Origin of the sequence: Microbacterium sp. Nx66, from assembly GCF_904066215.1 — a bacterium.
GTDB classification, from domain to species: domain Bacteria; phylum Actinomycetota; class Actinomycetes; order Actinomycetales; family Microbacteriaceae; genus Microbacterium; species Microbacterium meiriae.
Map to the genome: position 1 here is coordinate 2,159,455 of NZ_LR880474.1, position 18,831 is coordinate 2,178,285.

An 18,831-nucleotide genomic window follows, 5' to 3' on the forward strand; every position below is an offset into this window, starting at 1 on the left:
GTCGATCGGGGATGGTCAGTGCGTCGTGGGGCTGGGCAGGCCGTCGGTGATGGCGGGCGGCAGGTCCTGCGCGGGCGGTGTACCGCCGGTCGCGTCGTCCCCGGCGTTCTCCGCCGGCGGGGTCTCCTCCGTGACGAGGACGTTGCCGACGGCCGCCTTCCCGTTGGGATCGATCGTGGAGACCCCTTCCGCCCCGGCGCCCGTCCCGAAGACGGCGCCGTCGCTGAGACGGAGGTAGGACGGGGCGCCCGCCACGACCATGCCGAGGTCGGCGGCGCTGCTCGCGAGCACCTGCGGGGAACTCAGCCCCGTCAGCTCCTCCTGCAGCGCGTCGGTCCGGAGGTCGAGTTCGCGCTGCTGGGACGTGAGCCCGGCGAGGGTGAACGAGTCCTGTGTGATGGCCAGCGAGAGCCCGACCTGCCCCGCACCGATGGCCAGGGCGCCGCCCAGCGCGACGAGCGCGTAGGCGAGCTTCGGCTTGCGGCGCCGTGCGGGCGCCGTCACCGGTCGCAGGCGCCGCTCGGGCGTCGTCTCCGGAGCGACCGGCTGCAGCGGCAGGGTCGGCTTGCGGACTGCGTTCATGCTCATGCGCTCTCCCGCACCTTCTCGGCGGCGCGCAGGCGCACCGGTATCGCACGCGGGTTGCGTGCGCGCTCTTCGTCATCGGCGAGTTCCGCGCCCTTGGTGAGGATGCGGAATCGGGGGGCGTGCTCCGGCAGCTCGACCGGCAGCCCGGCGGGCGCCGTCGAGGAGGAGGCGGCCGCGAAGGCCTGCTTGACCAGCCGGTCCTCGAGGGACTGGTACGACATCACGACGATGCGGCCTCCGACCGCGAGTGCGTCCATCGCGGCGGGGATCGCGTCCGCGAGGACGTTCAGCTCGGCGTTGACCTCGATCCGGAGGGCCTGGAACACGCGCTTCGCCGGGTGCCCGGATCGCTGCGCGGCCGCGGGGGTGGCGGCCACGAGGATGTCGACGAGTTCGCCCGATCGCGTGATCGGCTGCTTCTGACGGGCGTCGATGATGAAGCGCGCATACCGTCCGGCGAGCTTCTCCTCTCCGTACCGCTCGAAGATGCGCCGCAGGTTGCCCTCGCTGTAGGTGGCGATGACCTCGGCGGCGGTGATGCCCTTCGTCTGGTCCATCCGCATGTCGAGCGGAGCGTCCTTGGAGTATGCGAAGCCACGTTCGGCCTCATCGAGCTGCAGCGACGAGACGCCCAGGTCGAACAGGATTCCGGCCGCCCCTTGCGCGTGCAGGCCGATCTCGTCGTAGACCGTGTGGACGAGGGTCACGCGATCGCGGAACCGAGCGAGCCGCTCCCCCGCGATCTTCAACGCGTCGGTGTCACGGTCGAGACCGATCAGACGGATGCCGGGGAACCGCTCGAGCAGCGCCTCCGAGTGCCCGCCCATCCCGAGCGTGGCGTCGACGAGCACGGCGCCGTCCTCCTGAAGGGCAGGTGCGAGGAGCTCGACGCAGCGGTCGAGCAGGACGGGGGTGTGGATGTCGCGGAGGTTCATGATCTCTCTCGGGTCCGACCTTCGGCTCTGATCCCCCTCCGCATCTCGACCCGGCACCGGGGAAGTGTGTCGGGGCGGGAGCGGCGGGGCATCACAGCCGTGGTCAGAACAGTCCCGGAATCACCTCCTGCTCCAGCTCGGCGTAGGACTCCTCGCCGGCGGCGAGGTACGCGTTCCAGCTCTCCGCGTCCCAGATCTCGGCGTGGGCGCCGACTCCGGTCACGATGAGCTCCTTCTGAAGACCCGCGTACTGGCGCAGGTGGGCGGGGATGGTGATGCGGTTCTGGCTGTCGGGCATCTCCGCACTGGCACCGGAGAGGAACATGCGCATGAAGTCACGCGCCTGCTTGTTGGCGAGCGGGGCCTGACGGATCCGCTCGTGCATCGCCTCGAACTCGGCCGTGCTGAAGACGTAGAGGCAGCGCTCCTGGCCCCGGGTGACGACGATGCCGCCGCCCAGGTCCTCGCGGAACTTCGCGGGAAGGATGACCCGTCCCTTGTCGTCCAGCTTCGGTGAGTGCGTGCCCAGCAGCATCGGCCATCACCCCCTCTCCGTCCGGCCAACTCGAGGTGCGCCCCACTTTACTCCACTTTCCTCCACATTCCTACGAGGAATCCAGGGTATCGTCCCTGTGCTTCCGCGGACCTCGCCCTACTTCCGCGACATTCCGCGGTGGAGCGAGGTGGAGCGCCAGTGGAGGGCCGGTGGAGGGCCGGTGGGGACCGGATGCCCAGCAGGCACGAAAAAGCCCGGATGCTCAGCATCCGGGCTTCGTGGTGGAGAGGAAGGGAGGAGGTCAGTGGCCGTCCTGGCGCCGATCCCATCGATCGTTCATGCGGTCCATGAAGGAGGAGGAGTCCTGCCGCTTCGGAGCGGTGCGGGTCCGGGGCTCTGCCGGTCCGGACCGTCGGACAGGGGTGACGGCCAGCATGACGCCGCCGAGCATGGCCGCGAAACCGATGACCCCGACGACGATGCCCCAGATGTCTCCGAGGATGACACCGACGACCAGTCCGCCGACGCCGGCCAGCAGGAGCAGAGCACCGTAGACGAGATTGCGATAGCTGAGCGTGCGATCGCCCGACGGCGCGCTCACGACGTCGGCGTCATTGTGCAGGAGATGGCGTTCCATCTCGTCGAGCAGACGTTGCTCCTGTTCGGAGAGTGGCATCTCGTCCCCCTCGGGTATGGTGCCCTTCAGTCTACGCGCGAGCGGCGTCCGGGGCTAGCGGTTCGGGCGTCTCATCCTTTACGTATGCTGGGAGTCGTGCCGTCCCCCTCCCCCTCCGTCGCCGACGCCGTGGCCGCGCGACTGGACCTGTTCCTCGACCGCATGCGAGCGGAGTCGGCGGGGTACGGCGACGACGCCGCCGCCTTCCTCGATGCGGCGTCCGACACCCTCTCCGGAGGGAAGAGGCTGCGCGCCCGCTTCTGCCACGCAGGGTGGCGCGCCGTCTCCCGGTTCCGTGACCGTCTCGCCGTCGAGGACGACGCCCTGTGGGACCTCTGCGCGGCGCTGGAGATCTTCCAGTCCGCCGCTCTCGTGCACGACGACCTGATCGACAACTCCGACACCCGCCGGGGCCGTCCCGCGGCGCACCGGGCGCTCGAGGCCTCCCACCGCTCCGCCGGATGGTGGGGCGACGCCGCTGCCTTCGGGCGCGCCGGTTCCGTGCTGCTCGGCGATCTCCTCGTGGCGTGGAGCGACGACCTCCTGGAGTCGGCGCTCGACGGTCACGGCGCGGCACGGACCGTGCGCGCCGAGTACGCGCGCATGCGTCGCGATGTCACGACCGGACAGTTCCTCGACATCGCCGAGGAGTCGGCGTGGAGCGTCAGCGATGACCGCGAGCATGCGGAGCGCGCGCTGCGCGTGGCCTCGCTGAAGTCGGCGCGCTACAGCATCGAGCAGCCGCTCATCCTGGGAGCGAGCCTCGCCGGCGCCGACGCCGGGCAGACCGAGGCGCTGCGCCGCTTCGGGCACCCTCTCGGCCTCGCCTTCCAGTTGCGTGACGACGTGCTCGGCGTGTTCGGCGATGCCGCCGTCACCGGCAAGCCCGCGGGCGACGACCTCCGAGAGGGCAAGCGGACCGTTCTCATCGCGCTCACCAGGGAGAAGCTCGACGCACCCGCCCGGCGGGTGCTCGACGAGATGCTCGGAGACCCCGACCTGACGGCGGCGCAGGTCTCGTTCCTGCAGGAGACGATCGCCGGGACCGGAGCCCTCGAACGGGTCGAGACGATGATCGCCGACTACGCCGGAGAGGCCGATCGCGCGCTCTCCGGAGCCCGGCTCGAGGACGCCGCGGTCGGCGAGCTCCGCGATCTCGGCCGAGCGGCGACCGTGCGCTCCTCCTGAACAGGTCGCTCAGGCGAGGGTGCGCGCGAGCCGACGGACCTCGCTCTTGTGCCCGGCGAGCAGAGAGGCGATCGGGGAACGCCCGAGGGTCTCGTCCTCGGCGAGCAGCCAGTCGATCAGTTCGTCATCGGAGAAGCCGGCATCCTGCAGGACGATGATCGTCCCGCGCAGGGAGCTCAGCGGCTCGCCGTCCACGATGAACACCGCAGGAACGGCGAAGACGCCGCTGCGCCGCGAGCCGACGAGGTAGTGCTCGTCGATCAGACGACGCACGCGGCCGAGGGGCTCGCCGAGCACCTCGACGAGGTCGGGCATGGTCAGCCACTCGAGGGCGGCGTCAGGGGTTGCAGCGACGTTCTCAGACACGTTGCCACTATCTCACCTCGGCCCCCGACGCGCATATCCATCACTTCCGTCACATTCGTCACACCTGTCACTTCTGTTGACATCTCTATACATCCGTGTCAGCGTGAAGTGCTCGAAAAGGGGGCTGACGTGATCTTCCAGACAGCCGTGGCCGGCGCCCTCGCCGCCACTCTGACGGCGACACCCGCCGCCGCGCCCGCACCGCCGGTCGCGCCGCACGAACGGCATCGGATCGCTCCGATGCGCGTCGCACCGACGCAGAACATCCCGCCCTCGCACGTCGTGCAGCCGGGGGACACGGTCGCCGGCATCGCCGGTCGTCACGGACTGCGCACCGCTGACGTCCTCGGCTGGAACGGCCTCTCCTGGCGCTCGGTCATCTATCCGGGGCAGACCCTGCATCTGCGCGCCCCGGCCTCGGCACCCGCGCCGGCGCCCACGTCGGTGCCTGCGGCGACGAAGACCCACACGGTCGTGGCGGGCGACACCGTCTTCGGCATCGCCCGGAAGTACGCCACCTCGGTCGGCGCGATCCTCGCCGCCAACGGCCTTCCCGACGGCGCCATCATCTACCCGGGACAGAAGATCGTCGTATCCGGAGGCGCGGCTTCCGCTTCCCCTCCGGCACCCGCGGCCGCACCCGCGGCGGCACCCGCGACGCCCCCGCAGAGCGGCGGCAGCGCCCACACCGTCGCCGCGGGCGAGACGCTGTTCTCGATCGCTCAGCGGTACGGGACCACCACGCAGTCCCTCTTCGCCTGGAACGGCCTCGGCCCGTCGTCGATCATCTACCCGGGTCAGCGCCTCGCCGTGCAGGCGCCTGCCCCGAAGCCCGCCGCTGCGCCCACCGGACAGCGCAGTGCGACCCTGACGGCCGAGCAGGCTGCCAACGCCGCGCTCATCATCCGCGTGGGCCGCGAACTCGGAGTCTCCGACCGCGGGATCGCCATCGCCCTCGCCACCGGCATGGTGGAGTCGGATCTCCGCAACCTGGACTGGGGGGATCGCGACTCGCTCGGGATCTTCCAGCAGCGCCCGAGCACCGGCTGGGGCACCCCGGCGCAGATCATGGACGCGGAGCGGAGCACGCGGGTCTTCTACGGCGGCACGGGCGACCCGAACGGACACATCACCCGCGGACTGCTCGACATCGCGGGCTGGGAGTCGCTGCCCTTCACCGACGCGGCACAGGCCGTGCAGATCTCCGCCTATCCCGATCGCTACGGGCAGTGGGAGGCCCAGGCGTACGCATGGCTCGCCCAGCACGGGTGAGGCGGCCGGAAATCCGGATGGCCCGAGGGGTGAGGCGTTCCCGGGGCTTTCAGCCATTCGTCCATAGACTTCTGTCGTGACGACCAATCATCAGGCCGACCCCCTCATCGGGCGGCTTGTCGACGGTCGGTACCGCGTGCGTGCGCGGATCGCCCGCGGCGGCATGGCCACGGTCTACGTCGCCACCGACCTCCGCCTGGAGCGCCGCATCGCCTTGAAGGTCATGCACGCGCACCTCAGTGACGACTCCGCATTCCAGAGCCGGTTCATCCAGGAGGCCCGCGCCGCGGCCCGCCTCGCCGACCCGCACGTCGTCAACGTCTTCGATCAGGGCCAGGACGGCGAACTCGCCTACCTCGTCATGGAGTACCTGCCAGGGATCACTCTGCGTGAGCTCCTCCGAGAGCAGAAGCGCCTCACGGTCGCTCAGACGATCACGATCATGGATGCCGTTCTCGCCGGGCTGTCCGCCGCGCATCGCGCGGGCATCGTCCACCGCGACGTCAAGCCGGAGAACGTCCTGCTCGCGGAGGACGGCCGTATCAAGATCGGCGACTTCGGACTCGCCAGAGCAACGACCGCGAACACCGCGACCGGGCAGCAGCTGCTCGGGACGATCGCGTACCTCGCGCCGGAGCTCGTCACCCGCGGCACCGCCGATGCCCGCAGCGACATCTACGCCCTCGGCATCATGCTCTACGAGATGCTCGTCGGAGAGCAGCCCTACAAGGGCGAGCAGCCGATGCAGATCGCGTTCCAGCACGCCACCGAGTCGGTCCCCCGACCCAGCGTCCGCAATCCGTCGGTACCCGAGCAGCTCGACGAGCTCGTGCTGTGGGCCACCGAGAAGTCCCCGGACGAGCGTCCGGACGACGCTCAGCAGATGCTGGAGCGCCTGCGGGAGATCGAGCGCGAGATCGGTGTCGCCCCCGCCGTGACCCGGACCACCGGCGCCTCCAGGGATCAGGCCGACTCCGGCGACCTCACCAAGGTCATGCCGGGCACCATGCTCCTGCCGGAACCGGCGACGGCCACCTCCCCCGGGATCGACAACGCCACCATCCTCCGGCGGCGGGCCGCCAAGCGCCGCGCCCGTGGCACGTTCCTCCTCTCCCTCGTCCTCCTGCTCGCCGTCCTCGCCGGCGGCGTGGGCTGGTGGTTCGGCTCCGGTCCCGGCTCGCTGATCGCGGTGCCCGCCGTGGCGGGCCAGACGTACGACGAGGCGGCGGCAGACCTCACGGAAGCCGGCTTCGAACCCGCCCAACGCGACGAGTTCTCCGTCGACGTCGAGAAGGGCATCGTCATCGAGACGGACCCCGGCGAGGGCACCAGGATCGACAAGGGCACCACCGTCGCCGTCGTCGTGTCCGCCGGCCCCGCCTCCCACGACCTCGCCCCTGTGGCCGGACAGCCTGCCGAGGACGTCCGGGCCGCGTTGCAGGCGGCGAACCTCGAGATCACCGACGACGAGGAGTACTTCACCGACGCCGCGGCCGGATCGGTCATCAACGTCCGCATCACTCCCCGTGACGGCGGCGATGCCTTCGGCTGCGATGAGGGCTGCACCGTCCACGAGAAGGACACCGCCACGATCCAGGTGTCGCGCGGGCCGGTGCCCGACGTCACGGACATGACCGTCAAGCAGGCGACCGAGACGCTCACCGGCAAAGGCCTCAAGGTGGCGGAGGAGAACATCTACCGCCCGAGCGATTCCATCGGCAAGGACCGGGTCATCGGGTACGCGGACCGCACCGAGGAAGGATCCTGGCGTCCTGGCGAGACGATCCAGCTGATCGTCTCGCAGGGCCCGCCGCTGTTCGATGTGCCGGATGTCTCCGGGATGACGCGCGACGAGGCCACCGGCGCGTTGCGAGACGCCGGATTCACCTGGAGCTACACGAGCAGCACGGGTCTGCCGGACTCCGTGTGGGACCTCCTCGCGAACGAGAACACGCGCGTGGAGTCGTACAGCCCATCCGAACCGCAGCGGAAGGGCGCGAGCATCACGCTCACCATGAGCTTCGCCGGCTGACGCCGACACGACGAAGGGGCCGGAACATCGTTCCGGCCCCTTCGTGCGTCCGCCCGTGGCTCAGCGCTTCTCGAGCTCCTCGGCCACCAGGAACGCCAGCTCCAGGGACTGCATGTGGTTCAGGCGCGGGTCGCACAGGCTCTCGTAGCGGGTCCCCAGGGCCGCCTCGTCGATCTGCTCCGATCCGCCCAGGCACTCGGTGACGTCGTCGCCGGTCAGTTCGACGTGGATGCCGCCGGGGAACGTGCCGACCGCCCGGTGCGCCTCGAAGAAGCCGCGGACCTCGTCGACGACGTCGTCGAAGCGACGCGTCTTGTACCCGGTCGGCGTCGTGATGCCGTTGCCGTGCATGGGGTCGGTGACCCAGAGCGGCTGGGCACCCGACTCGCGGACCGCCTCCAGCAGCGGGGGCAGCGCATCGCGGATGCGGCCGGCGCCCATACGCGTGATGAAGGTCAGCCGGCCGGGCTCGCGCTCCGGGTCGAGCTTGTCGATGAGTGCCAGTGCCGTCTCCGGCGTGGTGGTGGGGCCCAGCTTCACGCCGATCGGGTTCCGGATCTTCGAGAAGTAGTCGACGTGCGCGCCGTCGAGCTCGCGGGTGCGCTCCCCGATCCACAGGAAGTGGGCGGAGGTGTTGTACGGGGTGTCCGTCCGCGAGTCGATCCGCGTCATCGGGCGCTCGTAGTCCATGAGCAGACCCTCGTGACCGGTGAAGAACTCGACGCGCTTGAGCTCGTCGAAGTCGGCGCCGGCGGCCTCCATGAACTTGATCGCACGATCGATCTCGGCGGCCATGCGCTCGTACCGCTGGTTCGCCGGGTTCTGCGCGAAGCCCTTGTTCCAGGAGTGCACCTCGCGGAGGTCCGCGAAGCCACCCTGCGTGAACGCCCGGATGAGGTTCAGCGTGGAAGCGGCGGTGTGGTAGCCCTGCAGCAGTCGACCGGGGTCGGCCTGACGGGATCCCTCGGTGAAGTCGTAGCCGTTCACGATGTCGCCGCGGTACGCCGGCAGGGTGACCTCGCCGCGCGTCTCGGTGTCGCTGGAGCGCGGCTTGGCGAACTGCCCGGCCATGCGCCCCATCTTGACGACCGGCATGGACGCGCCGTAGGTGAGCACGACGGCCATCTGCAGCACCGTCTTGATGCGGTTGCGGATCTGCTCGGCCGTGGCCCCGGCGAAGGTCTCGGCGCAGTCGCCGCCCTGCAGCAGGAAGGCCTCCCCGGAGGCCGCCCTGGCGAGACGGTCGCGGAGGTTGTCGACCTCACCGGCGAAGACCAGCGGCGGAAGGCTCGAGATCTGCCGGGAGACGTCGGCGACGCGGTCGGCGTCTGGCCACTGCGGCTGCTGCTTGATGGGAAGCGAGCGCCAGGCATCAAGGGCGTCGATGTGGTGCGGAAGCATGCGTCCAGCCTAGTGGGCGGCACCACCGCCGAGACGCGCCGGGGGCCTATGTGACGCGCGTCGGAAGACGGTCCTTGACCGTGGACGCGTAGACGTCCTCGTACTCCTGCTGACCGAGGCGCTGGAGGGCCACCATGATCTCGTCCGTGACGGACCGGAGGATGTAGCGGTCGTTCTCCATGCCCGCATAGCGGGAGAAGTCCAGCGGCTCGCCGATGACGATCCCGACCCGCATGACCCGCGGGATACGGCGGCCGATGGGCATGGCGGTGTCGGTGTCGACCATGATGACCGGGATGACCGGGACCTTGGCTTCGAGCGCCATCCGGGCGATGCCGGTGCGGCCGCGGTAGAGCTTGCCGTCGGGGCTGCGCGTGCCCTCGGGGTAGATGCCCAGCAGGTCGCCGCCCCCGAGCACCTGGAGGCCGGTGTTGAGGGAGGCCTCGGACGCCTTGCCCCCGGAGCGGTCGATGGGGATCTGACCCGTCGCCTTCATGAAGAAGCGGGTGGACCAGCCCTTGAGGCCTCGTCCGGTGAAGTAGTCGCTCTTCGCGAGGAACGACATCGACCGATCGATCACGAGCGGAAGGAAGATCGAGTCCGCGAAGGAGAGGTGGTTGCTGGCGAGGATCGCCGCCCCGGTCGCGGGCACGTTCTTCCGCCCCACGATCCAGGGACGGAACACGGCCTTGACCACAGGGCCGATCACGACGTACTTCATCAGCCAGTAGAACATCGAGGTGAAGTCTAGCGCCGCGACGCGGATCGCCCTCATGTTCCTCGTCGGGCGACCCGCAAAGCGACTGAGTTCCACCCTGACCGCGACCGGGTGCCATGCCCTAGACTCGGACCAACGCCCGTGCCCGACCGGTACCGAAGGAGCTGCCGTGGTCCAGTTTGAAGTCCCCGCGATCGTCCCCGCCGATCCCGACGCGAACGTCGCCGACCTGCTTGCGAAGCGTGTGGAGGCGACTCCCGACCGGGCGCTGTTCTCCGTCCCGCAGGGCGACGGATGGCGCGACATCACCGCCGCCGACTTCGAGACCGCGGTCATCGCGCTGGCGAAGGGGTTCGCCGCTGCCGGCATCCAGCCCGGCGAGAAGGTGGGCTTCCTCGCCCGCACCACGTACGAGTGGAGCCTCGTCGACTTCGCGCTCTTCTATGCCGGTGCCGTGATGGTGCCGATCTACGAGACGAGCTCGCCGTCGCAGATCCAGTGGATCCTCGAGGACTCGGGCGCGATCGCCCTCCTCGTCGAGTCACCGGAGCACTTCGCCCGCGTCGACGAGGTGCGCGGCGACCTTCCGCTCCTCCGAGAGGTCTGGCAGCTGCACCTGGGCGCGATCGACACGCTCACCGCGCAGGGGGCATCCGTCTCGGATGAGGAGATCCAGCGTCGCCGCGGCCTCGCCGTCGGCTCCGACATCGCGACCCTCATCTACACCTCGGGCTCCACCGGACGACCGAAGGGCTGCGTGCTCACCCACAGCAACTTCGTCGAGCTGTCCCGCAACTCCGCCAAGGCGCTCGACGAGGTCGTGCAGACGCCCGGCTCGTCCACGCTGCTGTTCATCACGACCGCGCACGTGTTCGCCCGCTTCATCTCCATCCTCAACGTGCACGCGGGGGTGCGCACCGGCCACCAGCCCGACACGCGTCAGCTGCTCCCTGCCCTCGGCTCGTTCAAGCCCACCTTCCTCCTCGCGGTCCCCCGCGTGTTCGAGAAGGTCTACAACTCCGCCGAGCAGAAGGCCGAGGCGGGCGGCAAGGGCAAGATCTTCCGCGCCGCCGCCGACGTGGCGATCGAGCACTCCCGGCTGCTCGAGGAGGGCAAGAAGATCCCGTTCGGGACGAAGCTCAAGTTCGCGCTCTTCAACAAGCTCGTCTACTCCAAGCTCCGCGAGGCCATGGGCGGCAACGTCGTCTACGCGGTGTCGGGCTCCGCTCCCCTCGGCGCGCGCCTCGGTCACTTCTTCCACAGCCTCGGCGTGGTGATCCTCGAGGGGTACGGCCTGACCGAGACCACGGCGCCCGCGACGGTGAACCTCGCCTCGAAGTCGAAGATCGGCACGGTCGGTCCCGCCCTTCCCGGCGTCGGGGTGCGTCTGGCCGACGACGGCGAGATCGAGGTGCGCGGCATCAACGTCTTCAAGGAGTACTGGAACAACCCGGAGGCCACCGCCGAGGCGTTCAGCGACGGCGGCTGGTTCCACACCGGCGACATCGGCAGCTTCGACGCCGACGGCTTCCTCACGATCACGGGGCGCAAGAAGGAGATCATCGTCACGGCGGGTGGCAAGAACGTCGCTCCGGCCGCACTCGAGGACCCGATCCGCGCGAACCCCATCGTCGGGCAGGTCGTCGTCGTCGGGGACCAGCGCCCGTTCATCTCGGCCCTCGTCACCCTCGACCCCGAGATGCTGCCGACCTGGCTCGCGAACAACGGCCTCGACGAGAAGATGACCCTCGCGGAGGCTTCGACGAACGCGCAGGTCCGTGCCGAGGTGCAGCGTGCGGTGGACGCGGCGAACGAGCGGGTGTCGCGCGCCGAGTCCATCCGCAAGTTCACGATCCTGGACTCGGAGTGGACGGAGGCCTCCGGCCACCTCACCCCGAAGCTGTCGATCAAGCGGAACATCATCATGAACGACTTCGCCGACGAGATCTCCGCGATCTACGACGAGCCGGTCGCCACGACCAACGTCGCCATCGGCGGCTGACCCGCGCGTCGACCCACCCCCTTCTGACCGAACCGGCCCCTTGCCCTCGTGCGCAAGGGGCCGGTTCGTACGTGAAGGGGTGGGTCGGCGGCTAGAACCAGGAGCTCTCGCGAACCTCGCGCATCGCGACCTTCCGGGTCTCGGGGTCGAGCCGGGAGAGGAAGAGCTTGCCGTCGAGGTGGTCGGTCTCGTGCTGGAGCGCCTGCGCGAGCAGCCCGTCCCCCTCGAGCACCACCGGCTGTCCATCGAGGTCGATCCCCTCGACGCGGGCCCAGGGATGGCGCTGGGCGTCGTGCCAGAGTCCCGGCACCGACAGGCAACCCTCCCCCGTCGGCTCGGGCTCGCCGCGGACCTCGGTCAGCACGGGGTTCAGCACGTAGCCGATCTCGCCGTCGACGTTGTAGCTGAAGGCGCGGAGCGCGACGCCGATCTGCGGCGCGGCCACGCCGGCGCGGCCCGGGAGCTCGACGGTCTCCAGGAGATCCGTGACGAGCGCACGCACGCCGTCGTCGATCTCCTCGATGGGTGCGCACACCGTCCGCAGGACCGGGTCGCCGAAGATGCGGATCTCGCGAACCGTCATCAGGCGGCCTTCGCCCGGAGGCCCTCGACGAGGAGCGCCGCGAGTTCCCTCGCCGCCTTCCGCGTCTCGGGGAGGAGGTTCGCGAAGACGATCGTCCCGCCCGCGGCGATCTGCGGGTCGTACGGCACGCGCACGACGCTGCGGGCCCGCGACGCGAAGTGCGCCTGGAGCTCACCCAGCCGCACGAGCGGCGTCCCGGGCGTGGACTGGTTGAGCACCACGATGGCGTCGCGCGCCTGCTGCGCGTACCCGTTGGACTCCAGCCACGTGAGGGTCTCGGACGCCAGCCGCGCCTCGTCGACGCTGAGTCCGGAGACGATGACGATCTGGTCGGCGAGGTCGAGGGTCGCCGACATCACCGAGTGGACGATCCCCGTGCCGGTGTCGGTGAGGACGAGGGAGTAGTAGTGCGCGGCCACATCGGCCACGTCGCGATAGTCGTCGTCGCTGAAGGCCTCGGCGACACGCGGGTCGGCGTCCGAGGCGAGCACGTCGAGGCGCGTCGCATCCCGTGCCACGATCGCGGAGATGTCGTGGAACCCGCGCACGTCGTCCCGGATGCGGACGAGGTCGCGCACGGACTTGCCATGCTGCGCGCGCTGCACCCGGTCGGCGAGCGTTCCGCGGTCGGGGTTCGCGTCCACGGCGATGACGCGGTCCTCCCTCGCGTCAGCGAGGGCCATGCCGAGGAGCGCGGTGACCGTGGTCTTGCCCACGCCGCCCTTCCGCGAGAGCACCGGCACGAACCGGGCACCGCCGGCGAGCGGGGCGGCGATCCGCGCCGTGAGCTCCTTGCGCTCGCGCGCGCGACGGCCGTCGCCGATGTTCAACCGGCGTCCGGACAGCGTGTAGAGCAGGTGACTCCACCCGCCCTCGGGTTCCGGCTTGGCCACGCGGTGCGGGTCGAGGAGGCGATCGGAGGTGAGGAGATCTGCGGACTCGCGGGCGGACTCGCCCAGCTCCCCCAGACGCTTCGCGGTGAGGGTCACGTCGGTCCGGGGCGCCGGACGTGCGTGCGCGGATGCGACGGGCTTGTCGTCGGCTTCGGGCATCGTGGTCTCCTTCTGCACGGGCGCCTGAGGGGCACGCGCCGGTTTCGCGGCCGGGACCTCCGCACGGTCGGCGCCGGCCTTCGCGAGGAAGCGGGCGGCCGCCTCCTCCTCCTCCTCCGCGACCAGGTCAGCCGCGGGCTCGGCAGCCGGCACGGAATCCTCCGGCACGGAATCCTCCACCACGGGCTCCTCCACCACGACGGCGTCGATCACCTCGTCGAGTCGCGGAGCATCGAGGACGGGCTTCGGCGCCGCGGGGAGGGTGAGGTCGTCGACGATGAGGTCGATGCCGACCTCCCCGTCCACGACACCGTCGTCGGCGAGGTCGTCATCCTCCTCCGCCGGCAGGGTCACCCGCACCTGCGCGGTTCCGCCGAGGATGCCGATGCCGGCGGTGTCGACGGATGCGGCGTCGTCGAGCACCCCCAGCGGACTGTCCTCGGGGTCGGCGTTGTTCTTCGCGGTCACGTGTCACTCCCAACCTGTGCGGGCCTCGGGATGCGCCCAGGGTGCGCGGCCTCGCCCGCACAAGATTAGTGCGCCGGTCGGATCACGACCAAAAGATCGCCCGCGTCCACCTGCTGCGTCTCGGAGATGGCGTGCCGCTCCACGACCCCGTCCACGGGGGCGGTGATGGCGGCCTCCATCTTCATCGCCTCGATCGACGCGACCGGCTCGCCCGCGCGCACCGTCGCTCCCACCTCGGCCTTGAGGGTGACCACGCCGGAGAACGGCGCCGCCACCTGGCCGGGGACGGACGTGTCGGCTTTCTCGACCTCGTGCGCATCGACCGAGATGGAGCGGTCCCGCACGAACACCGGGCGGAGCTGACCGTTCAGCGTGGTCATCACCGTCCGCATGCCCTTGTCGTCGGCCTCGCCGATCGCCTCGAGCCCGACGTAGAGCTGGACGCCGCGATCGATCTCGATGAGGTGCTCCTGGCCGGGGACCAGCCCGTACAGGTAGTCGCCGGTGTCCAGCACGGACAGGTCGCCGTACTGCTCCCGTCGTTCGGCGAACTCGGCCGCCGGAGCCGGGAAGAGCAGAGTGTTCAGGCGGGAGCGTCGTTGCGCGCTCGTCCCCGCCAGCTCGGCCTCGTCCTGGTCGGTGAGAGCCGTGAGCCCGGTCCGCACGGAACGACCGGCGAGCACCTTGGACCGGAACGGCTCGGGCCAGCCTCCGGGGAGGTCGCCGAGCTCACCCGCCATGAAGCCGACCACGGAGTCGGGCACGTCGTACTTCTCCGGGTTCGCCTCGAAGTCCGCAGGGTCGGCCTTCACGGCGGCGAGATGCAGGGCGAGATCGCCCACCACCTTCGACGACGGGGTGACCTTCGGCACGCGTCCGAGGATGCGGTCGGCCGCGGCGTACATGTCCTCGATGAGCTCGAAGTCGTCGGCGAGCCCGAGGGCCTTGGCCTGCTGTCGGAGGTTCGACAGCTGCCCGCCCGGGATCTCGTGGTGGTACACGCGGCCGGTGGGTCCCGGGAGCCCCGACTCGAACGGCGCGTACTGGCGACGCACCGCCTCCCAGTAGGGCTCCAGATCCGAGACGGCCGCGAGCGAGATCCCGCTGTCCCGCTCCGTGTGGGCGAGGGCGGCGACGAGTGACGACAGCGACGGCTGACTGGTCGTGCCCGACAGCGGCGCCGAGGCGGCGTCCACCGCATCCACGCCGGCGGCGCTGGCGGCGAGCAGGGTCGCGAGCTGCCCGCCGGGGGTGTCGTGGGTGTGCAGGTGCACGGGCAGGTCGAAGCGCTCACGGAGCGCCGAGACGAGCGTCGCGGCCGCAGCGGGGCGGAGCAGGCCCGCCATGTCCTTGATCGCGAGGATGTGCGCGCCGGCCGCGACGATCTGATCCGCCAGCTTCAGGTAGTAGTCGAGGGTGTAGAGCTCCTCTGCCGGGTCCAGCAGGTCTCCGGTGTAGCAGAGCGCCACCTCGGCGACGGCGGTCCCCGTGGCGCGGACCGCCTCGATCGCCGGCCGCATCTGCTCCACGTCGTTCAGCGCGTCGAAGATCCGGAAGATGTCGACGCCGCTTGCCGCTGCCTCCGCCACGAAGGCCTCGGTCACCGCGGTCGGGTACGGCGTGTAGCCGACCGTGTTCCGGCCGCGCAGGAGCATCTGGATGGCGACGTTCGGGAGGGCGGCACGCAGCTTGTCGAGCCGCTCCCACGGGTCCTCGCCGAGGAAGCGCAGCGCGACATCGTACGTGGCGCCACCCCAGGCCTCGACCGACAGCAGCTCCGGGGTGAGACGGGCGAGGTACGGGGCGGCGGCGACGAGGTCCTTCGTGCGGACCCTGGTCGCGAGCAGCGACTGGTGCGCGTCGCGGAAGGTCGTGTCGGTGATCGCGAGGGCGGTCTGCGCGCGCAGGCCGCGGGCGAACTCCTCGGGGCCCACCTCGAGCAGCCGCTGCCGGGAGCCGGGCGCCGGCTCCGTGCTGAGGTCGATCGGCGGGAGCTTGGTCGCGGGGTCGATGACGCCGGGGTGCGCGCCGTGCGGCTTGTTCACCGTCACGTCCACGAGCCAGTTGAGGATCTTCGTGCCGCGGTCCTTCGAGGCGCGACCGCGGAGCAGCTCCGGGCGCTCGTCGATGAAGGACGTGCTGACGTCGCCGCGGATGAAGGCCTCGTCATCGAGCAGCGCCTGGAGGAAGGGGATGTTCGTGGAGACGCCGCGGATGCGGAACTCGGCGAGGGCACGGCGCGCGCGGGCCACGGCGGCCGGGAAGTCGCGGCCGCGGCAGGTCAGCTTCGCGAGCATCGAGTCGAAGTGCGGGCTGATCTGGGCACCCTGGTGCACGGTGCCGCCGTCGAGCCGGATCCCGGCACCGCCGGGCGAGCGGTAGGTGGTGATCTTCCCGGTGTCGGGACGGAAGCCCTGCGTCGGGTCCTCCGTGGTGATGCGGCACTGCAGCGCGGCACCCCGCAGGTGCAGGTTCTCCTGCTGCAACCCGAGATCGGCGAGGGTCTGCCCCGCGGCGATGCGCATCTGGCTCTGCACGAGATCGACGTCGGTGACCTCCTCGGTCACCGTGTGCTCGACCTGGATGCGGGGGTTCATCTCGATGAAGACGACCTCTCCCGCGCGCTCCCCCGCCGTCTCCAGCAGGAACTCGACGGTGCCGGCGTTCTCGTAGCCGATGGAGCGGGCGAAGGCGACGGCATAGCCGTGCAGGGCCCTGCGCACGTCGTCATCGAGGTTGGGGGCGGGAGCGATCTCGACGACCTTCTGATGCCGCCGCTGCACGGAGCAATCCCGCTCGAACAGGTGCACCGTCTCACCGGTCTTGTCCGCGAGGATCTGCACCTCGATGTGCCGCGGGCGCACGACGGCCTGCTCCAGGAACATCCGGGGGTCGCCGAAGGCGCTGCCGGCCTCCCGCATCGCCTCGGCGAGGGCCGGTCCGAGGTCGCCGAGCGTCTCGACGCGTCGCATGCCGCGGCCGCCACCACCGGCGACGGCCTTGGCGAAGAGGGGGAAGCCGATCTCCTCCGCCTGGGCGACGAGCGCGTCGACGTCGTCGGAGGCCTCGGTCGAGCGGAGCACGGGGACGCCCGCCTCGACCGCGTGCCGCTTGGCCTCGACCTTGTTGCCGGCCATCTCCAGCACCTTCGCGGGAGGACCGATGAAGACGATGCCGTGGGCGGCGGCCTTCTCCGCGAGCTCCGGGTTCTCCGAGAGGAAGCCGTAGCCGGGGTAGATCGCGTCGGCACCCGACTCGGTGGCCACGCGGATGATCTCGTCGACGTCCAGGTAGGCGCGGACGGGATGGCCCCGCTCGCCGATCTCGTACGCCTCGTCGGCCTTGAGCCGGTGGACCGAGCCGCGGTCCTCGTGCGGGAAGACGGCGACGGTGCGCGCCCCCACCTCCACGGCCGCTCGGAATGCTCGGATCGCGATCTCGCCACGATTCGCCACAAGGATCTTCTGGAACATGCACACCTCTGAGAGCTCGATGCACGGCCGAGGCACGCACATGGGGCGGGGCTGAGTGTTCCCCCAGCCTAGGGGAAGGTAACGTGGAGTCCGTGCACGTACTCAGCGTCAGCTCTCTCAAGGGGGGCGTCGGCAAGACGACCGTGACACTCGGGCTGGCCTCCGCGGCTTTCGCCCGGGGTGTCCGGACGCTCGTCGTCGACCTCGACCCGCAGTCCGACGTCTCCACCGGGATGGACATCCAGGTCGCCGGACGACTCAACATCGCCGATGTGCTGGCGAACCCGAAGGAGAAGACCGTCCGCCAGGCGATCACCTCCAGCGGCTGGGCGAAGGTCCACCCCGGCACGATCGACGTGCTGATCGGAAGCCCGTCCGCCATCAACTTCGACGGCCCGCACCCGAGCGTCCGCGATGTGTGGAAGCTCGAGGAGGCGCTCGCAGCGGTCGAGGCGGACTACGACCTCGTGCTCATCGACTGCGCGCCGTCGCTGAACGCCCTCACCCGCACCGCGTGGGCCGCGAGCGACCGCGTCATGGTCGTCACCGAGCCCGGCCTCTTCTCCGTGGCCGCCGCGGACCGTGCCCTGCGCGCGATCGAGGAGATCCGCCGCGGTCTCTCACCGCGCCTCCAGCCGCTGGGCATCGTGGTCAACCGCGTGCGCCCGCAGTCGATCGAGCACCAGTTCCGCATCAAGGAGCTGCGAGACATGTTCGGCCCCCTCGTGCTCTCGCCGCAGCTTCCGGAGCGCACCTCGCTGCAGCAGGCGCAGGGCGCCGCGAAACCGCTGCACATCTGGCCCGGCGACTCCGCTCAGGAGCTCGCCGCGGACTTCGACCAGCTCCTCGACCGCATCATCCGCACGGGTCGCGTCCCCGTTCCGGAGAACGGACCGCAGAGCTGACACCGCGGAACGACGAAACGGCCATCCTCTTCGAGGGTGGCCGTTCTTCGTGAAGCGGGGGTGGAGCGTCAGGCGGAGCGCTTGGCGCGACGGGTGGAGAGCTCGTCGACGGGGTCCGGCGCGGAGGCATCGAAGGCGACGAGCGTCGACTCCACCTCGCGCAGCACCTTGCCGACCGCGATCCCGAAGACGCCCTGACCGCGGCTGACCAGGTCGATCACCTCGTCGTTCGAGGTGCAGAGGTAGACGGACGCGCCATCGCTCATGAGGGTCGTCCCCGCGAGATCGCGGATGCCGGCGCGACGGAGCTCGTCCACCGCGGTGCGGATCTGCTGCAGGGAGATGCCCGTGTCGAGCAGGCTCTTGACGAGCTTCAGGACGAGGATGTCGCGGAAGCCGTAGAGACGCTGCGAGCCGGAGCCGTTCGCGCCGCGCACCGTGGGCTCGACGAGCTCGGTGCGGGCCCAGTAGTCCAGCTGGCGGTAGGTGATGCCGGCCGCACGGGCTGCCACGGCGCCGCGATAGCCGACCTCGTCGTCCATCGCGGGCAGACCGTCGGTGAAGAGGAGTTCGGTCACGAACCGCGGGTCGCCTGCGAGCTCATCCGCATTCATCTGAAATCCTCCCTGGAACGGTTATCTCCACGGTAGAGCAGGGTCCCGGCACCGGCAACGAC

General features: G+C 70.2%; 16 protein-coding genes. 5 read left to right on the top strand and 11 right to left on the bottom strand.

The annotated features are described in order from the left end of the window. Positions 1–15: 15 nt before the first annotated feature. From MICNX66_RS10300 to MICNX66_RS10315, 4 genes are all read right to left on the bottom strand, one after another. On the bottom strand, positions 16–588 hold the full coding sequence (locus MICNX66_RS10300) for a hypothetical protein (RefSeq protein ID WP_187661799.1): 573 nt from the start codon (positions 586–588) through the stop codon (positions 16–18). Beyond that, positions 585–1,523: a 16S rRNA (cytosine(1402)-N(4))-methyltransferase RsmH gene (gene rsmH / locus MICNX66_RS10305; RefSeq protein ID WP_071329847.1), complete on the bottom strand. Its 939-nt coding sequence runs from the start codon at positions 1,521–1,523 to the stop codon at positions 585–587. The genes MICNX66_RS10300 and rsmH overlap by 4 nt, the downstream gene beginning before the upstream one ends. A gap of 103 nt (positions 1,524–1,626) precedes the next feature. Continuing rightward, positions 1,627–2,058: a division/cell wall cluster transcriptional repressor MraZ gene (mraZ, locus tag MICNX66_RS10310; protein WP_025105095.1), complete on the bottom strand. Its 432-nt coding sequence runs from the start codon at positions 2,056–2,058 to the stop codon at positions 1,627–1,629. A gap of 262 nt (positions 2,059–2,320) precedes the next feature. Further along, on the bottom strand, positions 2,321–2,695 hold the full coding sequence (locus MICNX66_RS10315) for a DUF3040 domain-containing protein (protein WP_187661800.1): 375 nt from the start codon (positions 2,693–2,695) through the stop codon (positions 2,321–2,323). Between the two features lie 162 nt (positions 2,696–2,857). Here MICNX66_RS10315 and MICNX66_RS10320 point away from each other — a divergent pair, with 162 nt between their 5' ends. Continuing rightward, on the top strand, positions 2,858–3,883 hold the full coding sequence (locus MICNX66_RS10320) for a polyprenyl synthetase family protein (protein ID WP_232089244.1): 1,026 nt from the start codon (positions 2,858–2,860) through the stop codon (positions 3,881–3,883). 9 nt (positions 3,884–3,892) lie between these two features. Here MICNX66_RS10320 and MICNX66_RS10325 read toward each other — a convergent pair whose 3' ends face one another. Further along, positions 3,893–4,249 carry an Rv2175c family DNA-binding protein gene (locus MICNX66_RS10325; protein WP_327036728.1) on the bottom strand — a complete coding sequence of 119 codons (357 nt, stop codon included), beginning with the start codon at positions 4,247–4,249 and terminating at the stop codon, positions 3,893–3,895. A gap of 129 nt (positions 4,250–4,378) precedes the next feature. Here MICNX66_RS10325 and MICNX66_RS10330 point away from each other — a divergent pair, with 129 nt between their 5' ends. Further along, positions 4,379–5,521: a LysM peptidoglycan-binding domain-containing protein gene (locus MICNX66_RS10330; protein ID WP_232089044.1), complete on the top strand. Its 1,143-nt coding sequence runs from the start codon at positions 4,379–4,381 to the stop codon at positions 5,519–5,521. Between the two features lie 76 nt (positions 5,522–5,597). Beyond that, on the top strand, positions 5,598–7,553 hold the full coding sequence (gene pknB, locus MICNX66_RS10335; protein WP_187661803.1) for a Stk1 family PASTA domain-containing Ser/Thr kinase: 1,956 nt from the start codon (positions 5,598–5,600) through the stop codon (positions 7,551–7,553). A gap of 60 nt (positions 7,554–7,613) precedes the next feature. Here pknB and MICNX66_RS10340 read toward each other — a convergent pair whose 3' ends face one another. Beyond that, positions 7,614–8,954, bottom strand: a complete 1,341-nt coding sequence (locus tag MICNX66_RS10340; protein ID WP_187661804.1) for a class II 3-deoxy-7-phosphoheptulonate synthase — start codon at positions 8,952–8,954, stop codon at positions 7,614–7,616. A gap of 46 nt (positions 8,955–9,000) precedes the next feature. Beyond that, positions 9,001–9,690, bottom strand: a complete 690-nt coding sequence (locus MICNX66_RS10345) for a lysophospholipid acyltransferase family protein (protein WP_187664181.1) — start codon at positions 9,688–9,690, stop codon at positions 9,001–9,003. A gap of 151 nt (positions 9,691–9,841) precedes the next feature. Here MICNX66_RS10345 and MICNX66_RS10350 point away from each other — a divergent pair, with 151 nt between their 5' ends. After that, positions 9,842–11,674: an AMP-dependent synthetase/ligase gene (locus MICNX66_RS10350; protein ID WP_187661805.1), complete on the top strand. Its 1,833-nt coding sequence runs from the start codon at positions 9,842–9,844 to the stop codon at positions 11,672–11,674. A 91-nt stretch (positions 11,675–11,765) separates the two neighbouring features. Here MICNX66_RS10350 and def read toward each other — a convergent pair whose 3' ends face one another. The 3 genes from def to MICNX66_RS10365 all read right to left on the bottom strand — a co-directional run bounded on the left by def (position 11,766) and on the right by MICNX66_RS10365 (position 17,250). Continuing rightward, positions 11,766–12,257, bottom strand: coding sequence for a peptide deformylase (gene def / locus MICNX66_RS10355; protein ID WP_187661806.1), 492 nt, complete (start codon positions 12,255–12,257; stop codon positions 11,766–11,768). Further along, positions 12,257–13,777, bottom strand: coding sequence for a MinD/ParA family ATP-binding protein (locus tag MICNX66_RS10360; RefSeq protein WP_187661807.1), 1,521 nt, complete (start codon positions 13,775–13,777; stop codon positions 12,257–12,259). The genes def and MICNX66_RS10360 overlap by 1 nt, the downstream gene beginning before the upstream one ends. A 65-nt stretch (positions 13,778–13,842) precedes the next feature. Continuing rightward, a complete protein-coding gene (locus MICNX66_RS10365; protein WP_187661808.1) occupies positions 13,843–17,250 on the bottom strand; it encodes a pyruvate carboxylase in 3,408 nt (1,135 codons plus the stop codon). Between the two features lie 92 nt (positions 17,251–17,342). Between MICNX66_RS10365 and MICNX66_RS10370 the strand changes: the two genes are divergently transcribed. Continuing rightward, entirely contained in the window at positions 17,343–18,155 is an 813-nt protein-coding gene (locus MICNX66_RS10370; RefSeq protein WP_025105105.1) for a ParA family protein, read from the top strand. 68 nt (positions 18,156–18,223) lie between these two features. Here the strand turns inward: MICNX66_RS10370 and MICNX66_RS10375 are convergent, their stop codons facing one another. Continuing rightward, entirely contained in the window at positions 18,224–18,769 is a 546-nt protein-coding gene (locus tag MICNX66_RS10375; RefSeq protein WP_187661809.1) for a MerR family transcriptional regulator, read from the bottom strand. Between the last annotated feature and the right edge of the window lie 62 nt (positions 18,770–18,831).

What these genes read in the sequence shown, in the direction of transcription:
- MICNX66_RS10365 (WP_187661808.1), bottom strand. Translation starts at nt 17,250, where the DNA reads ATGTTCCAGAAGATCCTTGTGGCGAATCGTGGCGAGATCGCGATCCGA.
- MICNX66_RS10375 (WP_187661809.1), bottom strand. Translation starts at nt 18,769, where the DNA reads ATGAATGCGGATGAGCTCGCAGGCGACCCGCGGTTCGTGACCGAACTC.
- MICNX66_RS10320 (WP_232089244.1), top strand. Translation starts at nt 2,858, where the DNA reads ATGCGAGCGGAGTCGGCGGGGTACGGCGACGACGCCGCCGCCTTCCTC.
- def (WP_187661806.1), bottom strand. Translation starts at nt 12,257, where the DNA reads ATGACGGTTCGCGAGATCCGCATCTTCGGCGACCCGGTCCTGCGGACG.
- mraZ (WP_025105095.1), bottom strand. Translation starts at nt 2,058, where the DNA reads ATGCTGCTGGGCACGCACTCACCGAAGCTGGACGACAAGGGACGGGTC.
- rsmH (WP_071329847.1), bottom strand. Translation starts at nt 1,523, where the DNA reads ATGAACCTCCGCGACATCCACACCCCCGTCCTGCTCGACCGCTGCGTC.
- MICNX66_RS10315 (WP_187661800.1), bottom strand. Translation starts at nt 2,695, where the DNA reads ATGCCACTCTCCGAACAGGAGCAACGTCTGCTCGACGAGATGGAACGC.
- MICNX66_RS10340 (WP_187661804.1), bottom strand. Translation starts at nt 8,954, where the DNA reads ATGCTTCCGCACCACATCGACGCCCTTGATGCCTGGCGCTCGCTTCCC.
- MICNX66_RS10345 (WP_187664181.1), bottom strand. Translation starts at nt 9,690, where the DNA reads ATGTTCTACTGGCTGATGAAGTACGTCGTGATCGGCCCTGTGGTCAAG.
- MICNX66_RS10300 (WP_187661799.1), bottom strand. Translation starts at nt 588, where the DNA reads ATGAGCATGAACGCAGTCCGCAAGCCGACCCTGCCGCTGCAGCCGGTC.